The 18,385-nt window shown below is 72.4% G+C and carries 14 protein-coding genes; 5 read left to right on the forward strand and 9 right to left on the reverse strand.

From position 1 onward, the window contains the following. Window positions 1–4: 4 nt before the first annotated feature. The 3 genes from ACZ9QC_RS16275 to ACZ9QC_RS16285 all read left to right on the forward strand — a co-directional run bounded on the left by ACZ9QC_RS16275 (window position 5) and on the right by ACZ9QC_RS16285 (window position 3,425). Window positions 5–1,198: a tetrahydrofolate dehydrogenase/cyclohydrolase catalytic domain-containing protein gene (locus ACZ9QC_RS16275; RefSeq protein ID WP_472920770.1), complete on the forward strand. Its 1,194-nt coding sequence runs from the start codon at window positions 5–7 to the stop codon at window positions 1,196–1,198. 316 nt (window positions 1,199–1,514) lie between these two features. Continuing rightward, on the forward strand, window positions 1,515–2,738 hold the full coding sequence (locus ACZ9QC_RS16280; protein ID WP_472921706.1) for an amidase family protein: 1,224 nt from the start codon (window positions 1,515–1,517) through the stop codon (window positions 2,736–2,738). A gap of 87 nt (window positions 2,739–2,825) precedes the next feature. Beyond that, entirely contained in the window at window positions 2,826–3,425 is a 600-nt protein-coding gene (locus tag ACZ9QC_RS16285) for a flavodoxin family protein (protein WP_472920771.1), read from the forward strand. A gap of 9 nt (window positions 3,426–3,434) precedes the next feature. Here the strand turns inward: ACZ9QC_RS16285 and ACZ9QC_RS16290 are convergent, their stop codons facing one another. From ACZ9QC_RS16290 to ACZ9QC_RS16305, 4 genes are all read right to left on the reverse strand, one after another. Next, window positions 3,435–4,481 carry an ABC transporter permease gene (locus ACZ9QC_RS16290; RefSeq protein ID WP_472920772.1) on the reverse strand — a complete coding sequence of 349 codons (1,047 nt, stop codon included), beginning with the start codon at window positions 4,479–4,481 and terminating at the stop codon, window positions 3,435–3,437. Beyond that, entirely contained in the window at window positions 4,468–5,415 is a 948-nt protein-coding gene (locus ACZ9QC_RS16295) for an ABC transporter ATP-binding protein (protein ID WP_472920773.1), read from the reverse strand. Before ACZ9QC_RS16295 ends, ACZ9QC_RS16290 begins: the two co-directional genes overlap by 14 nt. A gap of 171 nt (window positions 5,416–5,586) precedes the next feature. Beyond that, a complete protein-coding gene (locus ACZ9QC_RS16300) occupies window positions 5,587–6,957 on the reverse strand; it encodes a LolA family protein (protein ID WP_472920774.1) in 1,371 nt (456 codons plus the stop codon). A gap of 471 nt (window positions 6,958–7,428) precedes the next feature. Next, window positions 7,429–8,439, reverse strand: a complete 1,011-nt coding sequence (locus tag ACZ9QC_RS16305) for a polyprenyl synthetase family protein (protein WP_184904774.1) — start codon at window positions 8,437–8,439, stop codon at window positions 7,429–7,431. Window positions 8,440–9,244: 805 nt separating this feature from the next. On the opposite strand from ACZ9QC_RS16305, the gene ACZ9QC_RS16310 reads away from it, so the two are divergent. Next, the gene (locus ACZ9QC_RS16310; protein ID WP_472920775.1) at window positions 9,245–9,997 is read left to right on the forward strand and encodes a transglycosylase SLT domain-containing protein; all 753 of its coding nucleotides are present in this window, start codon (window positions 9,245–9,247) and stop codon (window positions 9,995–9,997) included. Between the two features lie 73 nt (window positions 9,998–10,070). Here ACZ9QC_RS16310 and ACZ9QC_RS16315 read toward each other — a convergent pair whose 3' ends face one another. The 3 genes from ACZ9QC_RS16315 to ACZ9QC_RS16325 form a co-directional block, all read right to left on the reverse strand. Beyond that, complete coding sequence (locus ACZ9QC_RS16315) at window positions 10,071–10,877, reverse strand: HAD family hydrolase (protein WP_472920776.1); 807 nt, start codon at window positions 10,875–10,877, stop codon at window positions 10,071–10,073. Between the two features lie 284 nt (window positions 10,878–11,161). Next, window positions 11,162–12,364 carry an NAD(P)-binding domain-containing protein gene (locus ACZ9QC_RS16320; protein WP_472920777.1) on the reverse strand — a complete coding sequence of 401 codons (1,203 nt, stop codon included), beginning with the start codon at window positions 12,362–12,364 and terminating at the stop codon, window positions 11,162–11,164. Window positions 12,365–12,465: 101 nt separating this feature from the next. Next, window positions 12,466–13,725 (reverse strand): carboxylate--amine ligase, encoded by a 1,260-nt coding sequence (locus ACZ9QC_RS16325; protein WP_472921707.1) that lies wholly within the window; start codon window positions 13,723–13,725, stop codon window positions 12,466–12,468. A 210-nt stretch (window positions 13,726–13,935) separates the two neighbouring features. Here ACZ9QC_RS16325 and fahA point away from each other — a divergent pair, with 210 nt between their 5' ends. Continuing rightward, window positions 13,936–15,225, forward strand: coding sequence for a fumarylacetoacetase (fahA, locus tag ACZ9QC_RS16330; protein WP_472920778.1), 1,290 nt, complete (start codon window positions 13,936–13,938; stop codon window positions 15,223–15,225). A gap of 201 nt (window positions 15,226–15,426) precedes the next feature. On the opposite strand, the gene ACZ9QC_RS16335 is transcribed toward fahA, so the two are convergent. Both ACZ9QC_RS16335 and ACZ9QC_RS16340 read right to left on the reverse strand, forming a co-directional pair. Continuing rightward, window positions 15,427–17,160, reverse strand: coding sequence for a VWA domain-containing protein (locus ACZ9QC_RS16335; protein ID WP_472920779.1), 1,734 nt, complete (start codon window positions 17,158–17,160; stop codon window positions 15,427–15,429). Window positions 17,161–17,186: 26 nt separating this feature from the next. Continuing rightward, window positions 17,187–18,377: an AAA family ATPase gene (locus ACZ9QC_RS16340; RefSeq protein WP_472920780.1), complete on the reverse strand. Its 1,191-nt coding sequence runs from the start codon at window positions 18,375–18,377 to the stop codon at window positions 17,187–17,189. Between the last annotated feature and the right edge of the window lie 8 nt (window positions 18,378–18,385).

An 18,385-nucleotide genomic window follows, 5' to 3' on the forward strand; every position in this document is an offset into this window, starting at 1 on the left:
ACCGATGACCGAGCATGTGTCGGGGCGTGACGTACTGCGCCAGGCGAAGGACTTGTACGCCCCCTACCGGGACGCGGTGGCCCCGACGGGACAGCGGGTGACGATCATCCGCTTCCAGCCCGCGGAGAACGATCCGCCGGAGTGGAAGGTGAAGCTGGAGGCGTCGAAGGTCTCCGCCGAGCAGAAGGTGAAGAGCTTCGAGCACCTGGGCTTCGAGGCGAACCACGTGGTGATGCCGCCCGGCACCACGCGTGCGCAGTTCGCGGCGGTGCTGGAGCAGGCGAACCAGGACGCGGCGACCCGGGCGATCATCGTGCAGTTCCCGCCGCCGGCCCACCTCCAGCCGCTCGTCCAGCGCATGGATCCCGCGAAGGACATCGACGCGCTCACCAAGGGCCGTTCCCCGTACGCCGCGTGCGCCACGGCCGAGGGGATCTGCCGGGTCGTGGAGCCCTTCGCCAAGGACGACCCGGTGATCGCGGTCGTCGGCAGCAAGGGGTTCGTCGGGCAGGGCGTCGTCACCACCCTGCGCGGGCAGGGCCACCGGCTGATGGAGCTCGACGCCGGGGACGACCTCAGGCGGGTACGCGACGCCGACATCGTCGTCTCCGTCACCGGCAACCCCGGCATCCTCGGCCCCGACCACCTCCGTCCCCACCACCGGCTCGTCGTCGACTCCGGGTTCGTCCCACAGGCGGACGGCACCGTGAAGGGCGACGTCCAGCGGGCGGCGTACGACATCCCGCAGCACCTCACGCCCGTCCCCGGCGGCATCGGCCCGGTCGAGATGGCCACCCTCATGGAACGCGTCGTGCGCCGCGAGGTGGACCCCGACGCCCCGTCCTGGAAGGTCGAACCCCGCCCGTACCTGACGAAGGACCAGCTGACCGCCCAGCAGGCGCCGAAGCCGGAGGTGACGGTGGCGTCGGCGGTGGCCGGACCGAAGGCGGGCCCCGGGCAGGGGACGGCGAGTCTCCAGGCGGCGGCCGGGCAGCGGTCGCCGACCGGTCAGGGGATCACGGGGCAGCAGGGTCCGGCGACGGGGCCGCAGGGTCCGGCCTCCGGCAATCCGGTCGCGGAGGCGGCCAAGCGCCGTACGGGTGGGGCGAACGGTGGAGCCGGCGGGCTCGGCCCCGGCCCGGCGACGCCCCCGACCGGCCCATCGGCCCCGGCCCGCCCGCACATCCCCGCTCCATAGAAGCCGCCGACCCCGCCCGCGCCGGGCGGCCCGGGCGGCCCGGCACGCTGAAGAAGCGGGCAAGTGGGCATGCGGGCAAGCCGAGGGATGGGCGGGACCCGAGCTGCGATCCAGGAGCCGCGAGACGCGAGATCCCCAGCGAGAGCGAGCAGCCGCACGATCCTGACCCACCCGCCAGCCCACCAGCCCGAGCAGCCAACCCGCCCGAGCAGAGCGAACACCCCGGAAGGTCATGGACCCGCACACCTCCCCGCACCCTCACTCACCACAGCCGCCCGACGGCCCCGTCGACGACGGGCTCGCGGCGCTGCCGACCATGCGGATCGCCGACGGCGTGCGCGCGGGTGAGTGGCGAGCCGTCGATGTCGTCGCGGCGGCGCTCGCCCGGATCGAGCGGGCCGAGCCCACGCTGCACGCGTTCATCGAGGTGTGGGCGGAGGAGGCCCTGCGGCAGGCCGGGGAGGTGGATGTGCGCGTCGCCGCGGGCGTGCGGCTGCCCTTGGCCGGGGTGCCGATCGGCGTGAAGGGGCGGTCCGGGCGGCGTACGGCGGCGGCCCGCGCGCTGGTCGCCGCCGGGTGCGTCCCCGTGGGCGCGACCTCCGTGCCCGGCCCGGGTACGCCCTGGCAGACCTGGGGTCTCGGGGCCGGCGGCCGTACGGTCAACCCCTGGCGGGCCGACCGTACGCCGGGCGGCTCCTCCGCCGGGTCGGCGGTGGCGGTCGCCGCGGGCCTGGTACCGCTGGCGACCGGCACGGACGGCGCCGGGTCGGTACGCATCCCGGCAGCCTGGTGCGGCATCGTCGGCCTGAAGTCCACGAACGGGCTCCTCCCCTCCGCCGACCGCACCGGCCTCGCCTCGGCCGGTGTCCTCACCCGCCACGCGTCCGACGCGGCGGCGTACTGGCGCTGCGTGACGGAAGCCGCCGGAGCCGCGCGGGAGCCGGCGCCCGCCGTCAACCCTCCATCCGCTGCCCCGACTCCCCCCGTCGCCGTCTGGTCGGACGACCTCGGGTTCGCCGACGTCGAACCCGGGCTCGTCGCGATCGCCCGTGCCGCCGCCCTTCGCCTCGCCGGCGCGGGGCTCGTGCGGCAGGCCCCTTCTCCCCCGGGGCCGTCCGGCGCGCTCGTCCTGGAGGACCCGGGGCCCGCCTGGCTCACCCTCCGCGCCGGGACCCGGTCCGGGGCCGGGGCCGGTTCCGGCTCCGGCTCCGGGGCTGACGCCCGTGTCGACCCGGCGGACCTTCGCGCGGCCCAAGAGATCCGCGCCGAGAACGACCGACGGCTCGCCACGTTCTTCGCCGGGGCCGACCTGATCCTCACCCCCACGACGCCCAACCCCCCGCACGGTCACGACGGTCCCGGTGACCGTTACTCCACGGCCCTCACCTGGGCGTTCAACCTCAGCGGCCACCCGGCGCTGAGCATCCCGGCCGGCTTCGACGCCGACGGCTGCCCGGTCGGCCTCCAACTCGTCGCCCGACCCGGCGAGGAAGCCCTGCTCCTCCGCGTGGCGGAGGCCGCCGAGGCCGTCCGGGAGTAGCCCAGTAGCCCCCTCTTGGAATCTCATGCGTACGCATATATTGTCAGTGCATGTAATCGTCGCACGCCGCATACCCAGGGGGACCCCATGACCCGCCGTTTCCTGTTCGTGCTCGGCAGCAGCCGGTCCGACGGCAACACCGAGATGCTGGCCCGCGCGGCGGCGGAACAGCTGCCGGCCGAGGTCGCGCAGGTGTGGATCGATCTGGCCCGGCATCCGCTGCCGGACTTCGAGGACCTGCGGCACGACAGTGACCACGTACGGCCCGAGGGCGACAACCGGGCGCTGCTGCTGGACGCCACGCTCGCGGCCACGGACATCGTGATCGCGTCGCCGCTGTACTGGTACTCCGTGTCCGCCCACGTCAAGCGCTACCTCGACCACTGGTCGGGCTGGCTGCGCACCCCCGGTGTCGACTTCAAGAAGACCATGGCCGGCCGCACCCTCTGGGGCGTCACCGCGCTCGCCCACGAAGAGGAGGAGGTCGCCGAGCCCCTCGTCGGGACGCTCAACCACTCGGCCGCGTACCTGGGCATGCGCTTCGGCGGAGTGCTCCTGGGCAACGGCAGCAAGCCCGGCGACGTGCTCCGGGACACCGCCGCCCTGACCCGGGCGAAGACCTTCCTCACCACGGAGCCGCCGTTCGCGCGCTTCCCGTACGACACGGAGGAGGAGGCCGCCGCCTGAGCCGTCGCGTCAGGCGGTGATGTCCTTCGCCGTGAACCTCGCCCACGCCGCCGACCCGAACACCGCCGCGTACACGGCCTGGAGGCCCAGGTTGCGCTGGAGGTCGTCCCAGTAGACCGGCTCGCGCATCAGGTCGGCGAAGGAGAGCCAGTAGTGGGAGAAGAAGTACGGGTGGAGGGCGTCGAGCTGGGGGATCTGGTCGAGGATCTGGACGGTGATGAGCAGCCCGACCGTGGTGGCCATGGCGGCGATGCCGCTGTTGGTGAGGGTGGAGATGAACAGCCCGAGGGCAGCGACGCCGATCAGTGACGCCGCCACCGCCAGCGCGATCAGCAGGGCCCGCAGCAGGCCCTCGGCGAAGCTGATCCGGGTACCGGAGATCGTGGTGAGGTCCCCGAGTGGGAACAGCAGCGCCCCGACCGCCAGTGCGGAGGCCGCCACGACCAAGGTCGCGACCAGGCAGAACGTCATGGTCGTCGCGTACTTGGTGAGCAGCAGCCGGGTCCGGCCCGCGGGTGAGACCAGGAGGTAGCGGAGGGTGCCCGCGTTCGCCTCGCCCGCGATCGCGTCCCCGGCGATCACGCCGACGGCCATCGGCAGGAAGAAGGGGAGTGTCGCGGCCAGCGCCGTGAACACCAGGAACAGACCGTTGTTGGTGATCTGCGCGATGAACGCGGGCCCGCCACCGCCGCCACCGCCCTCGGGTCCGCCACCCATGGACGACCCGTCGCCCGTCTCGATCCGCACCGCGATCCCGACGAGGATCGGCACGGCCGCGAGAACACCCAGCAGCGCGATCGTCCGCCACCGCCGGAAGGTCGTCAGCAACTCGCTGCGGAACAGACCGAAGGTCCACAGGAGGCTGGGGGTGCGCGCGGGGGCGGTGGCCTGTACGGCGGCCGGTGCGGTCGCCTCCGGCGGCGTACCCGGCGTACCCGGCGTACCCGGCGTACCCGGCGTACCCGGCGTACCCGGCGTGCCCGGCGTGCCCGGCGTCTCCTGCGTGCCCGGCGTCTCCTGCGGGGCCTGCGGCCCGGACGTGTCAGCCCGCGACATCGAAACCCTCCCCCGTGAGTGCCACGAACGCGTCCTCCAGGGAGGCGCGTTCGAGGGCGAAGCCGCGGACGCGGACGCCCGCGGTGACCAGTGCGGCGGTCAGTTCGGCGAGGTCGCGGTCGGGCGGGGGCGGTTCCGCCGTCACCCGGCCTCCCGCCTCGGCCACGACCACGTCCGCGATTCCCTGCTCCTTGAGCACCCGGGCCGCGTCCGCCGTGTCGGGGGTGGTGACGACGAGACGGCCGCGTGCGCCGGCGGCCAGTTCGGTCACCGCGCCCTGGGTGATGAGCCGGCCCCGGGCCATGACGGCGGCGTGCGTGCACACCTGCTCGATCTCGTCGAGGAGGTGGGAGGAGAGGAAGACGGTGGTGCCGTCGGACGCCAACTCCCGCACCAGGGTGCGGATCTCACGCATCCCCTGCGGGTCCAGCCCGTTCGTCGGCTCGTCGAGGACGAGCAGGCGGCGCGGCTGGAGCAGGGCTGCCGCGAGGCCCAGCCGCTGCTTCATGCCGAGCGAGTACGCCTTCGCCTTCTTGCCTGCGGCGGCCGCGAGCCCCACCCGGTCGAGGGCGGCCGCGACCCGCGTACGCCGGGTGCGCGGGTCGGCGGTCGGGTCGGCGGAGTCGTAGCGGAGCAGGTTGTCTCGGCCTGAGAGGAAGCCGTAGAGGGCAGGGCCCTCGATGAGCGCGCCGACATGCGGGAGGACGGTCCGGGAGGAGCGCGGCATGGGCCGGCCGAGGACCTGGGCCGTGCCCGAGGTCGGCTCGATCAGGCCCATCAGCATGCGGATGGTGGTGGTCTTGCCCGAGCCGTTCGGGCCGAGGAAGCCGAAGACGCTGCCGCTGGGAACCGTCAGCTCCAGGTGGTCCACGGCCACCTGTCCGCCGCGGAAGGTCTTGGTCAGCCCCTGGGTGTGGATGGCTGCGTCGCTCATGGCTCCCCTCGGGTACGGCCGAGGGGCCGGGACGGCGTCGTACCAGCCGTCCCGGCCCACAGCCGAACGTCACTCCTGCACCGCTCCGGCCCACCGAACCGGTGCCACCGCTCCACCGCCCCGGCCCACCGAGGCGGCTTCACCGAACCGGCGTCACCGCGCCCGGCGGCTCTACTTCGCCGCGTTCGCCGCCTTCACCAGGGCGTCCTTGGTGACGGCGCCCGCGTACACCTTGCCGTCGTCGGTGAAGAGGACGTTGATCAGCCGGGTCTTGAAGACCGTACCCGAGCCGAACTCGCCCTTGACCTGGTCGCCGAGGGAGTTCAGGAAGCCGTCGACCCGGGCGTCGCCGGACGACTCGCCGCCGCCGGTCGGCAGGCCGGCCTCGGAGCCGCCGTCGATCACGGCGATGGTGCTCCAGCCCTTGCCGATCGTCTTCAGTCCACCGAGCCCGCTCGCGAACTCCTCCTCGGAGCCCTCGGAACCCTCGGAACCCTTGAGCCCCTTGCCGTCCTCGTTCTTGAACTCCCCGTGCTTGCCGGGCCCCTCGAACACGGAGTCGCCGGACCCGGACTCGTGGCTGCCCGACTTCTCGACCTCGTCGGCCTCGGTGACCTTCGCGCCCTTCGGCGGGGTGAAGTCGAACGTCGACGCGCTCGGCTTGCCGAAGTCGACCTTCGTGAAGCCCGCGTCCACGACGGCCGCGCCGCCGCTCGCCGGGGTGAGCGTGAACTTCAGCGGCAGCCCCGTCTTCTCGTCGACGGCGATGGAGATCGCCCCGACCGTGGAGCCGGACTGCTTCGGCTTGATGACCAGCTTGTACGCGTCCCGCCCGGCGACCTGCGCGGTCCCGTCGACGGCCACGGACGTGGTGTCGTCGACGGCCTTCAGGGCCTCCTCGGCGAGCTGCTGGGGCGTGGCGGGTACGTCCTCGGCGGTGTCCGGGGCGTCCTTGCCGCCCTTGCCCGCGCGGTCCTCGCCCTCGCCCTTCGGGCCGGCGTCGGTCGCGTGGTAGACCTCGTTCGAGGCGCTGTCGTACGCCCACAGGTCGTCGCCGTTGTGGATGACGCTGTACTCGGCCGCCTCGTCCAGCAGCGACAGCTTCTGCTTGTCGGGGCCGTCGGCGGCGATCCGCAACGTGTGGGTGCCGGTTGCGAGTTCGAGCAGCTTGGAGGACGGGTCGGCGGAGGAACCGCCGTCGCCGCCGGGGGCGCCCTGCGATCCCAGGCTGTCAGTGAGACCGCCCAGGTCGGGCAGGCCCAGATCCGTGGTGATCTTCACCGTGCCGGACACCTGCTGTACGTCGGACGCGGCGATCTTCTCGATGAGTTCCTGTGCGCTGATCTTCGGCAGATCGGGGTCACCGGAGCCGGCGAAGGCCGGGACGAGCCCGATGGTCGCGGCCGCCACGCCCAGCACGGTGACCGGGACGACGTACCGTGCGGCCTTGCGTCGCCGTGCCGAGCGCGCCTCCTCGGCCTCGGCGGCGAGCGCGGCCGCGTCGCCGGACCGGGCGCTGTCGTCGGTTTCGTACGGTGCCATGTGTGCCTTACCTCCGTCGTCGGCGGCGGCGTCTGCTCTCAGCCGCCATTCTCACCCGAATCGGTGAGGAGTGGTGATACCCATCTGACCAAATCGGCCAGCGGGAATCGTCAGACTCGGGGCTCAACTCCACGTACTGCTACGGGATGACACGGCGAACCGTCAGGGATGACATGACGAGGCGGCGCCTCCCCACGACCCGTAGGGGACGCCGCCGGCGACCGGCCCGGAGACGATCCGGCGCGGTGACTGGAAGTAGTCAGGCGCGGGAACGATCGGGCGACCGGCGGCCGGCCGTACGCCGACGCACCGAGGACCGAGGACCGTCCGGCGCCGGTGACTGTCCGGCGCTGGACCGGTCCAGGCGCGGTAGCCATCCGGCGCCGGTGGCTGTCCGGCACAGGACCCGCCCTGCACGGTAGCCATCCAGCGCGGACGGCTGTCCGGCACAAGCCCCGTCCGGCGCGGTCGCTATCCGGCGCGGTGCACCACGGCGTCGCACAGCTCCACCAGGGCCGCCTTCGCGTCGCAGTCCGGGAGGGGGGCGAGCACGGCGCGGGCCTCCTCCGCGTAGCGGATCGTGTCGCGGCGGGCCTGCTCCAGGGCGGGGTGGACGCGGAGCCGGGCCAGGGCCTCGGCGTGGCGGGCGTCGTCGGTGAGGTCGGAGTCGAGCAGCTCGCACAGGGCGATGTCGTCGGCCAGCCCCAGCCGGCCCGCCCGCTCGCGCAGCCGCAGCACCGGCATGGTCGGCACGCCCTCGCGCAGATCCGTGCCGGGGGTCTTGCCGGACTCGTGCGAGTCGGAGGCGATGTCGAGGACGTCGTCGGCGAGTTGGAAGGCGACGCCGAGCCGCTCCCCGTACTGGGTGAGGATGTCGACCACGGTCTCGTCGGCCCCGGCCATCAGCGCGCCGAGCCGTCCGGCGACCGCGACCAGCGAGCCGGTCTTGCCGCCGAGCACGTCGAGGTAGTGGTCGATCGGGTCGCGGCCGTCGCGCGGCCCGGCGGTCTCCAGGATCTGCCCGGTGACCAGCCGCTCGAAGGCCTCGGCCTGGATGCGGACGGCGTCGGGGCCGAGGTCGGCGAGGACGTGGGAGGCGCGGGCGAAGAGGAAGTCGCCGGTGAGGACGGCGAGGGAGTTGTCCCAGCGGGCGTTGGCGCTCGGCACGCCCCGGCGCACCTCGGCCTCGTCCATCACGTCGTCGTGGTACAGCGTGGCGAGGTGCGTCAGCTCGACCACGACCGCCGAGGGCACGACGCCCGGCGCGTACGGGTCGCCGAACTGCGCCGCGAGCATCACCAGCAGGGGGCGGAACCGTTTGCCGCCCGCGCGCAGCAGGTGCTGGGCGGCCTCCTGGATGAAGGGGACCTCGCTCTTGGTCGCCTCCAGCAGACCCTCCTCGACGGCCGCCATCCCGGCCTGGACATCGGCTTCGAGAGCCTGGTCCCGCGCGCTCAGCCCAAACGGCTCGACGACGGTCACGAGGGTTCTCCTGTCTGCTGACGTCTACTGACGATCACACGGTCACACGGTCGGTCTGGTTCGCTCTCACGGTCGATGACACAGTTTGTCGATCTGTCGCTGCCATCACCCGAGTCAGCGTATCCGGTCACCTTTCGATCACCACGAGCGCCCACGGGTCGACGCGCGCGTACGGCACCCGCGCGAGGTCCGCCCCGGGTACCCGCTCCACCGCCGGAGACCCCCACCGGCATCCGGAGACCCCCGCGGACACCCGAAGACCCGCACGAACCTCCGAACTCCCTCGGATTCGCCCGCGAACACACAGCCCGACTTGACCGATTTGCCGCATAGCCAGCACTTCACCCCACTCCTCCCGTGAGTTGAGTCACCAGCCCCGCACGACGCAACCATCCGTCACCACGCCGACTTTCCCTTTGCGGTAGGCAAGTTGACCCCGGAACACGCATCGGAAATAGCCACCGAATCACACCAAACTCAAGGTCAACTAGACCTACCGGCCAAACCGGGACTTGTTCCGATCGTGTGCTCTCGCATACGTTCACACCCCGTCCGGACGGACCGCCGAATCCTGCCGCCGCCCGGACTCCCCACCCATCACCACTCATCCACGCACGGCAGGAGCGGGGGACCCAGGTAAGCGCCGGTCCGACATTTCCCCCATCGGACCGGCTAGGGGTGAAGCCACGCACGGCACGCCCAGCGGACGCGACACGCACAGCGGCCGCCGGGAGGGCGCGCGCGGCCGGGCATCTCCAGCCCGAACCCGACAGCTCACCCCGCAGGCGACGGAGAGGAATCCGCCATGCCCGCACGAGGCAAACACCGCCGTCCCAGAAGCAACGCGTTCACCCGTGGCGTGCTCGCCGCCGGAACGGGCGGGGCCGCCCTGGCCCTCCCGCTCACGGTCGCCACGACCGCGAGCGCCGCCACCCCGGCCCAGGCCGTCGGCTCCGTCCAGTCGGCGCCGCAGTCCGCGCCGGCCGCGACGCAGCCCAAGTCCGCGACCTACACCGTGGTCTCCGGCGACACGCTCTCCTCCATCGCCCGGAAGCACGGCGTCAAGGGCGGCTGGCAGCGGCTCTACAAGGACAACCGCACCGCCGTCGGCGACAACCCGGCCCTGATCCGTCCGGGTCTGAAGCTGAAGGTGGACGGGACGAAGGCGGCCACGGCGAAGAAGGCGTCGACGGCCACGAAGACCGCCAAGGCCACGCAGGCGTCGGTCAAGACGTACCCGGACAACCTCGACGGCTGGATCCGGGAGTCGCTGGACATCATGGCGCAAAAGGGAATTCCCGGGTCGTACAACGGGATCCACCGCAACATCATGCGCGAGTCGTCGGGCAACCCGCTGGCGATCAACAACTGGGACTCCAACGCGGCCGCGGGCACCCCGTCGAAGGGCCTGCTCCAGGTCATCGACCCGACGTTCGCCGCCTACCACGTGTCCGGCACCCCGTACGACCCGTACGACCCGGTCGCGAACATCACGGCGGCCTGCAACTACGCCGCCGACCGGTACGGCTCGATCGACAACGTCTTCGGTCCGTACTGAGTCTTCACCACTGAGCCCTCACCGGCTCCGTGAGCGTTCCCCTGGGCCGGCGGGCCCAGGGGAACGCTCTGTCTCAGCGGAACAGCCTGTCCAGCACCACCGCGATCCCGTCGTCCTCGTTGGAGAGGGTCACCTCGTCGGCGACGGCCTTGAGCTCGGGGTGGGCGTTGGCCATGGCGACGCCGTGCGCGGCCCAGTCGAACATCGGGATGTCGTTGGGCATGTCCCCGAAGGCGATGGTCGCGTCGGGGGTCAGCCCGAGGTGGTCGGCGGCCAGCGCGAGCCCCGTCGCCTTGGTGATGCCGCATGGCTGGAGTTCGACGGTGCCGGGCCCCGACATCGTGACCGTCGCCAGCGAGCCGGCCGCCATCCGCGCCGCCGAGGCCAACTCGTCGTCCGACAGGTAGGGATGGCGCAGCAGCACCTTGCTGATGGGCTCGCACCACAGGTCGTCCCGGCGCGGCACCCGCACCGCCGGCAGCGTGGGGTGCGGCATGAGGTAGCCGGGCTCGATCAGGGTGAGGCCGTCGACGCCGTCCTGGTCGACGGCCGCGTACACCTGTCCGACCTCGGCCTCGATCTTGCCGAGCGCGGTCTCGGCGAGTTCCCTGTCCAGGGTGACCGACCAGAGCAGCCGGTCCGCGCCGGGGTCGTACAACTGCGCGCCCTGTCCGCACACCGCGAGCCCCCTGCTGCCGAGGTCGTCGAAGAGGGGGCGCACTCTCGGCGCCGGCCGTCCCGTCACCACGAGATGCTGAGCACCGGCCTCCGTGGCCCGCGCCAGCGCGGCGAGGGACCGGTCGGAGAGCGTGTCGTCACTGCGCAGGAGGGTTCCGTCCAGGTCAGTGGCGATGAGTGAATATGCGGTGGGAGCGGCCATGATCAGAGAATACGGATGCGACGCCCCATCGGTTCGACCCGAACCGGACGACGTACGCCACCCCGACCGCCCCGGAACCCCCTGACGCCCCCTGAGGTCAACCCCCTTTGTCCGAACGGGGGTTCAGGGGGACTGGATGGGGCACGCGCCCTTTGAGATGGCCGCAGGCCTCGAAAGGGGCGCGGGGCTGTACCGACATGCGGCTCCGCCGCGTGGGTGCGAGAACCCCCACCGGACCCGCACCCCGCGACGCACCGCCCCCACCCGAGCTCACCCCGGAACCCTCACCCGTGAGCGGCGACCAAATGCCGCGCCAACCGAGGCGAAGCGAACTCCGTCCCGCACACGAACCGCATCACCGGCCCGTACGACGCCGCCGCCGGCAACCCCGTGAAGTACAGCCCCGGGATCGACGACCGGAACCCGGCCCCCAGCACCGGTGTCCCCCGGCTCACACCCAGCTCCGCGCGGAGTTCGTGCCCGAGGAACCCCATCGCCCCGAGGTCCACCCGGTACCCCGTCGCCGCGATGACATGATCCGCGCCCAGCTCCGCCGTACGACCGTCGTGCCCGCGCGCCACGAGGACCGGGCGCCCGTCGATGACGCCGGCCCGCACGACCCGCTCCACCTCCCGCACCTCCACACGCCCCTCGAACCGGTCCCGCAGCCACCACGCGCCCAGCGGCCCGAGCACCCGGCGGACCAGGTAGTGCCGGCCGGCGGCGGGCAGGTACCGGTAGGGGTGCGGGTAGTAGCTGAGCGCCCACAGCGACCAGGCCCGCCCGAACGGCGACGCGGGGCGCAGCCTCGGCTGCCGCCACGGGGGCGCGCCGAAGGCCACGGCGCCGTGCCCGCGCGCCACCACCTGGACCCGCGCGCCGGCCTCGGCCGCCAGGACCGCCGTCTCCAGGGCGGACTGCCCCGCGCCCACGACGATCAGTTCCCGGTCCTTGAACCGGCTCAGGTCGGCGTGCTGGGAGCTGTGCGAGACGGGCCCCGCGGGGGTGGGGCCGTCCACGACCGCGCCCGCCAGCTCGGCCGGCAGGTGCGCCAGCCCGAACAGCCCGCTCGCCACGACGACGGCCCGCGCGGCGAACGACTCCCCCGAGTCCAGCTTCAGTTCGAAGCCGCCGCTCTCGTTCCGGTCCACCGAGACCACGCGCACCCGTTCCAGGTCGGGCACGAGCCGCTGCTGGAACCACTCGCCGTAGGAGATGAAGGTCTCGACGGGGATGATGTCCTCGTCCGTCACCAGCCGCCTGATCCCCGCCGCGTCGCAGTAGTCGGCCAGGGTGTGGCCGTGCTGCGGCGCGTCGATGCTCGACGCGGCCGGCGTGGACTTCAGCAGCATCCCGGCGGGCATGTTGTCCCGCCAGCTCACCATGGGTTCACCGAAGACACGGACGGGAATGCCGCGCGCCCGCAGATGCGCGGCGGTGGACAGACCGAACGGCCCGGCACCGATGACTGCTACCGGTTGAATCACGAAGTCCCTCCCCAGGACGCCTCATGCCTACTTCGTGTGGTCACGCACGTGCCCGCGTGCGCCGACGGCCCCAGGGCCCTACGGGCCAGGTCGGACACGGCCTAGGGGCGCACACGGGCGTTGCCGAGGCGGTTGGCCCGCCACAGCTGGTAGAGATGCTTCGCGCCCGGTCGTACGAAGCGCGCGAGCATCGTGAGGAACGGCAGCGGGTCGTCACCCGCGAGCCATGCCAGTTCGGTCCCGCTCGCGCGCGGCGGCGCATGCGGGGTGGTGTAGCCGCTGCGCCGGTAGGCGAGCAGGGCGGGCAGATCGATGTTCTCCACGATGTACCGGCGCCCGGCGAGCTGTTCCCCCTCCGGCACCGGGCGTCCGGTCAGATCGAGGTGCATGGCGCGGACGACGTCGATCCCGGCCTCGTTCTCGAACAGCCGGAACTGCGCGCCCATCCGCGGGTTGAAGTCCAGCAGCTTGTACCGCCCGTCCCGCCGGTCGAACCGCAGGTCGAGGTCGATGACGCCGGAGAACCCGATCTGCTTGATGAACCGGGCGGCGATGTCCGCGAGTTCGGGGTTGTCGACGACGTACGCGTTCGCCGTCATCCCCGCGTGCGGCGGCCAGGACCGCACCTTCACCCCGGTGAACATCGCGAGCGGTGTGGAGTCCGCGTCGAAGTAGGCGTGCACGATCCAGTCCTCGGCGTCCTCCCGCGGCAGGTACTCCTGGAGGATCACCCCGGGCCGGTCGCCCCAGCCGCGGGCCAGCCGCAGCAGGCACTCCCGGTCGGCGATGCGGGTCGTGCCGTTCACCGCGGGCTGCCGGCGTCGTTCGAACGCCTCCCGGTTCTTGGCCACCACGGGGAAGCGGGCCCGCTGCGCGAACCGTTCCACGTCCTCGTACGACTGCGGGAACGAGCTCGCGGGGCTGGCGATGCCGTGCTCCACGCAGAGTTCGTGCAGCCCCTGTTTGCTGGCGAGGCGGCGCGGGAGCTTGGCGTCGACGCGGGGGAAGAGGAAGCGGGTCGCCAGTTCCTCCTGGTGTTCGGCGATGAGTACCGCGGCTTCCTCGTCGGTGGGGACGAGCACGGTGGGCCGCCCTATCCGCCGGCCGATGCGCAGCAGCCCGTCGACCAGCCACCCGGGCTCCTCCGTGCCGGTGGTCGGCCACACGAACGCGCGCCGCAGATAGCGCGAGACGGCGGCCGGTGTGTACCGGTCCTCCGTGATCGCGTACATCGGCACGCCGAGCCGGCCCAGGCTGCGGATGGCTCCGACGCCGCCGTGGTGCAGCGGATAGTCGCCGAGCTTCACGACCAGTCCCGGAACGTCTCGGTCCGCCTGTACCGGCGCACCCCAAGTGCCCATGGCCACGGGTCCCCCCACGTGTCCCCCCTACCGGACCCGGACCCACCCCGTCCGTGTCCCCCAGAGGACGCTAAGCCGGAACCTTTCCTTCCGACCCTCCCCTATCAGGACATTGCGAACTCTTTAGACACTCCCCGATCTTGGCACCGCCCCGTAACGTGAGCCGCGACCAGAGGTACGACGGAACGCACGAGAGCGAGGCAGCACCCGATGCCCCCCTTCGATGTCCCCGACGAGGTCCCCGAGGGTCACCCCTTCGACGTCCCCGAGGGTCACCCCTTCGGTCCGCACAACCTTCCCTACGGCGTCTTCTCCCTCGCCGCGTCCGACGCCCCCTCGGCCTACGCCGGGACCACCGGCACCCGTACCGTCGGCGTCCGTCTCGGCGACCACGTCCTCGACGCCGCCGCGGCGGCCCACGCCCTCGGCTCCCCGTACGCCGCGCTGCTGGCGCACCCCACGCTGAACCCCCTGCTGGCGGCGGGGCGCACGGCCTGGTCGGACCTGCGCCGGGCGCTCACGGCGTGGCTGACGGTGCCCTCGCACCGCGAGACGATCGCGCCGCACTTCCACGCGCTGTCCTCGGTGACACTGCACCTGCCGTTCGAGGTGGCCGACTACGTCGACTTCTACGCCTCCGAGAACCACGCCCGGAACGTGGGGCGGATCTTCCGTCCCGACGCGCCCGACCCGCTGACGCCCAACTGGAAGCACCTGCCCATCGGTTACCACGGCCGGTCCGGCACGGTCGTGGTGTCCGGCTCGGAGGTGGTGCGGCCGGCCGGGCAGCGCAAGGCGCCGGCCGATCCGGCGCCGGTGTTCGGGCCGTCGGTACGGCTGGACATCGAGGCGGAGGTCGGCTTCGTGGTGGGGGCGCCCTCGGAGCGGGGCCGGCCGGTGGGGCTGGGGGACTTCCGCGACCACGTCTTCGGGATGTGTCTCCTCAACGACTGGTCGGCGCGCGACCTCCAGGCCTGGGAGTACGTGCCGCTCGGGCCGTTCCTCGGGAAGTCGTTCGCCACGTCGGTCTCGGCCTGGGTCACACCGCTGGAGGCGCTGGAGGAGGCGCGGGTGGCGCCGCCCGAGCGCACACACCCGCTGCTGCCCTACCTGGACGACGCCGCGCCGGACATCGATCCCGGCGGGTACGACCTGCGGATCAGCGTCGCGATCAACGGGCATGTCGTCTCGGAGCCGCCCTTCGCCACGATGTACTGGACGGCCGCGCAGCAGTTGGCCCATATGACGGTGAACGGCGCCTCGCTGCGCACGGGCGACCTGTACGGCTCCGGCACGGTCAGCGGGGCCGACCCCGACCAACGGGGCTCACTGCTGGAGCTCACCTGGAACGGACGCGACCCGCTCGACCTCCCGACCGGCAAGCGCACGTTCCTGGAGGACGGCGACGAGGTGACCCTCACGGCATGGGCCCCGGGCCCGAACGGCACAAAGGTGGGTCTGGGCGAGGTCAGGGGGAGGGTGGCGGGGGCACAGGGGTAGACCGGCGCGCCGGGCCCGGGGTGGAACGACGCGTCCGGACTCAGGGGTAGACCGGCGCGTCCGGACTCAGGGGTAGACCGGGCGTCCTCCCCCAGGAGTGAGGGCGTGGACCGGGGCGGCTCCCGCACCGAGGAGGTCCGGCCGCAGGCGCGGCAGGCCGCCGCAGGTTCCGCCTCTGCCGTGGTACCGGACGTCGTCGGATCAGATCACGCGGAAGAGGTCGGCTGCGGCGTGGACGTCCGTGAGGTCGGATATGGAGCGGAGGTTGTCGCAGAGGGTGTCGAGGACCGAGTCGGACTCGGCGACGCGTGGGGCGCCCACGGCCACGCCGAAGACGCGGAAGCCCAGCTCGTGCTTGGCGTCGTGCCAGCCGCGCATCCAGTCCGCGGTGACGCCGCAGTCGTCGTCGGTGATCATCACGATGTCCCCGCGGGCGCGGGCCGTGTCGTCGTACTCCTCCCTCAGCAGTTCCCCGGCCGCCGTGAGGGGCGTCTGGTAGCTGGTGCCACCGCCCAGGAAGGTCTCCGCGAACTCGATGACCCGAGCCAGGTCGGCAGACTCGCCCCCGGGGAAGCGGAACACCTGGATCTTGTCGGCGGCGGAGAACAGGATGCCGACGAAGTCCCGACCCGCGTGCCGGGCCTGGTCCAGCAGGGCCAGGGCGCAGGCCTTGGCCCACGCCTCCCGGGTGACACCGCCGGGCCCCGCCTCGTACATGGAGTGCGAGGTGTCGACGCACGCGATGACGGCACCCTTGCCGGTCGCCTGCTCCCCCTGACCGTCGTAGAGCATCAGCTCCCCGGCCGCGTACCGCGCGGCGAACACCGCACGCAGCTCGGGCAGTCCGAGGTTGGCCAGCTCGGAGGGGATGACCCGGGAGAGGTCGTCGCCGAGGGTGACGCCGACCAGTTCGCCGACGGCGTTCTCCACCTTGCGGGCGCGCTCGCCGTCGGCCATCTGCCGAAAGCGGCCGATCAGTTCGGCCCACTCCGCGAGGCGGCCGGTCCGCAGCCGTTCGGCGAGTCGGGCCCGCTCGTCGAACCGCATCCGCTCCAGCTCCCCGGAGCCGACACCCCACGCCCGCATCAGCGCGGCCTCCTGCCGCACGGTCTCGGCGGCCCGCGCCACCGCGTTCCGTGCGGCGGTACGGATTCCGGGCGCCGCCGTCGCGACGGCCCGCTCGGCGTCCAGTGCGGCCTGCCGCGCCGCAGCCTCGGCGTTCTCGGCGCCCTCGATCGCCCGCCGTACGGTGTCGGCGGCCTGAGCCCGCACGGTGCCGTCCTCCTGGGCCTCGCCCGCCGCCCGCCGGAGTTCCTCGCCCACGGCGGTCGCCGCGTCCGCTGCTTCCGCCCGGGCTCTGCCCGCCTGCTCGGCCCGCTCCCGGGCGTGCCGGGTGTGGTCCAGCATCCGGCGCAACGCCTCGGCCTGGGTGAGGACGGCCATGGCTGCGGCGTAGGGATCCCCGGCCGTCTCCCGGTGCAGTTCGGTGAACTCCGGTGACTCCACCAGCGAGGTGATCACCTGGTGGTTGACCAGCCGGGCGGGCGCCATCTCCGCACGCTCACGCAGCTTCGGCCGGACTTTGTACGCGGCCAGGAACACATCACTCAGGAGGTCGGCGACACATGCACGGTCGGTGGTGCGGTCATGCTCGGTGGTGCGGTCGTAGTCGACGGTGTGGCCGTCGGCGGCGGTGTGGCCGTGGTCCCCGCCGTCGTGCCGGTTCAGCTCCTCGGCCAGTTCGCGCAGACCGGCCGACTGCTCGTAGGTGTCACGCCACGCGATCCGGTCGAACCGGTCCCCGACCACGGCCCCCGTGTACCGCTCGGCCCCGGCGGCCGACAGCCCCACCCACTCCCCGGCCCGCCCCGCCAACTCGTCCAGCCTGCCCGATGCCACCTCCACATCCATGTCCACATCCACATTCACATCCATGGTTGTCCCCCCTCCTCCCCCTGTTCTCAGACCCTCGCCTGCACCGTGCTCGCGTCCACGCCGAGGGCCTCGGTGAGGACGCGGGCACGGACGGCGCGCTGGCGGCCGGTGACACGGTCGATGGCGGCGGTGGAGCGGCCGACGCTCATCGCCTCCTCGCGCAGTTGCTCCAGCCGCTTCCCCGCCGTGGCCAGCTTGTTGTGGGCCTTCTTGATGACCCATTCGCTCAGTGCCTCGCGGGACTGCCCTGCCATGGCGTCGAGTTGGGCCTCCAGTTCGTCCATGGCGTCGGCCAGGTCGAGCGCCTCCTTGGCGTCGGGGTTGACCAGGTGCAGCACCTCGCGCTCGACGGTGGGGCGTTCGGCCGGGGAGTCCCACAGCACATGGGTCAGGATCGACAGGTCGGTCTCGGCGACCGCCGGGCGGCCGTCGAGGTAAGCGGACGCCTGGAGCAGGCCCACCGCCTGCCGCCAGCGGCGGTCGGAGGCGATGAGTTCGCGGCGCCGCAGGGCCGCCCGGAGAGTGCACACCGCGTCCACGATGCCGTCGGGCACCTCCACGGCCGGGACGTCCTCGGCAACGGCCTGCCGCAGCGCGGTCAGCTCGACGGTGGTCCGTGTCGGTGGTGTCGGGCGGCTGACGGCGGAGCGGACCAGCGCGGCGAAGTTCGAGGGGTCTTCCAGATAGCCGACCTCGATCCGCACCAGCAGTCGGTCGTAGATCGCGGCGGAGTCCTCTCCCGTGGGCAGTTCGTTGCTGGCCGTGATGGCCCCGATCAGGGGGCAGCGGATCGGCTCGCCGCCGTTCTCGGGGTGGTAGATCCGCTCGTTGAGATAGCCCAGGGTCTCGTTGAGTGCGGCCGTGGAGCATTTGAAGATCTCGTCGATGAACGCGACATGCGCGGTCGTGGCGCGGCCTTCGTACACCTGGCGGTACTCGCCCCGGGTCAGCGCGGCGACGTCGATGGGGCCGAACATCCTGGTCGGCGCGGTGAACTTCGACAGCAGGATCTCCCAGTACGCCGCCCCGTCGAACCTGGCGGTGAGGTCCCTGGCCATCTCGGACTTCGCCGTGCCGGGTGGGCCGAGCAGCAGCGAGTGCTGCCCGGCCAGCAGGGTCACCACGAGCGTGCGCACCACGTCGGCCCGCTCGTAGAAACGGTCCGCCAGCTCCCCGCTGATCGCCCGCAGCCTCTGTGCCGTGTCCTGTGCCTCCATGGTCGGGC

The organism is Streptomyces sp. HUAS MS02, from assembly GCF_055702265.1.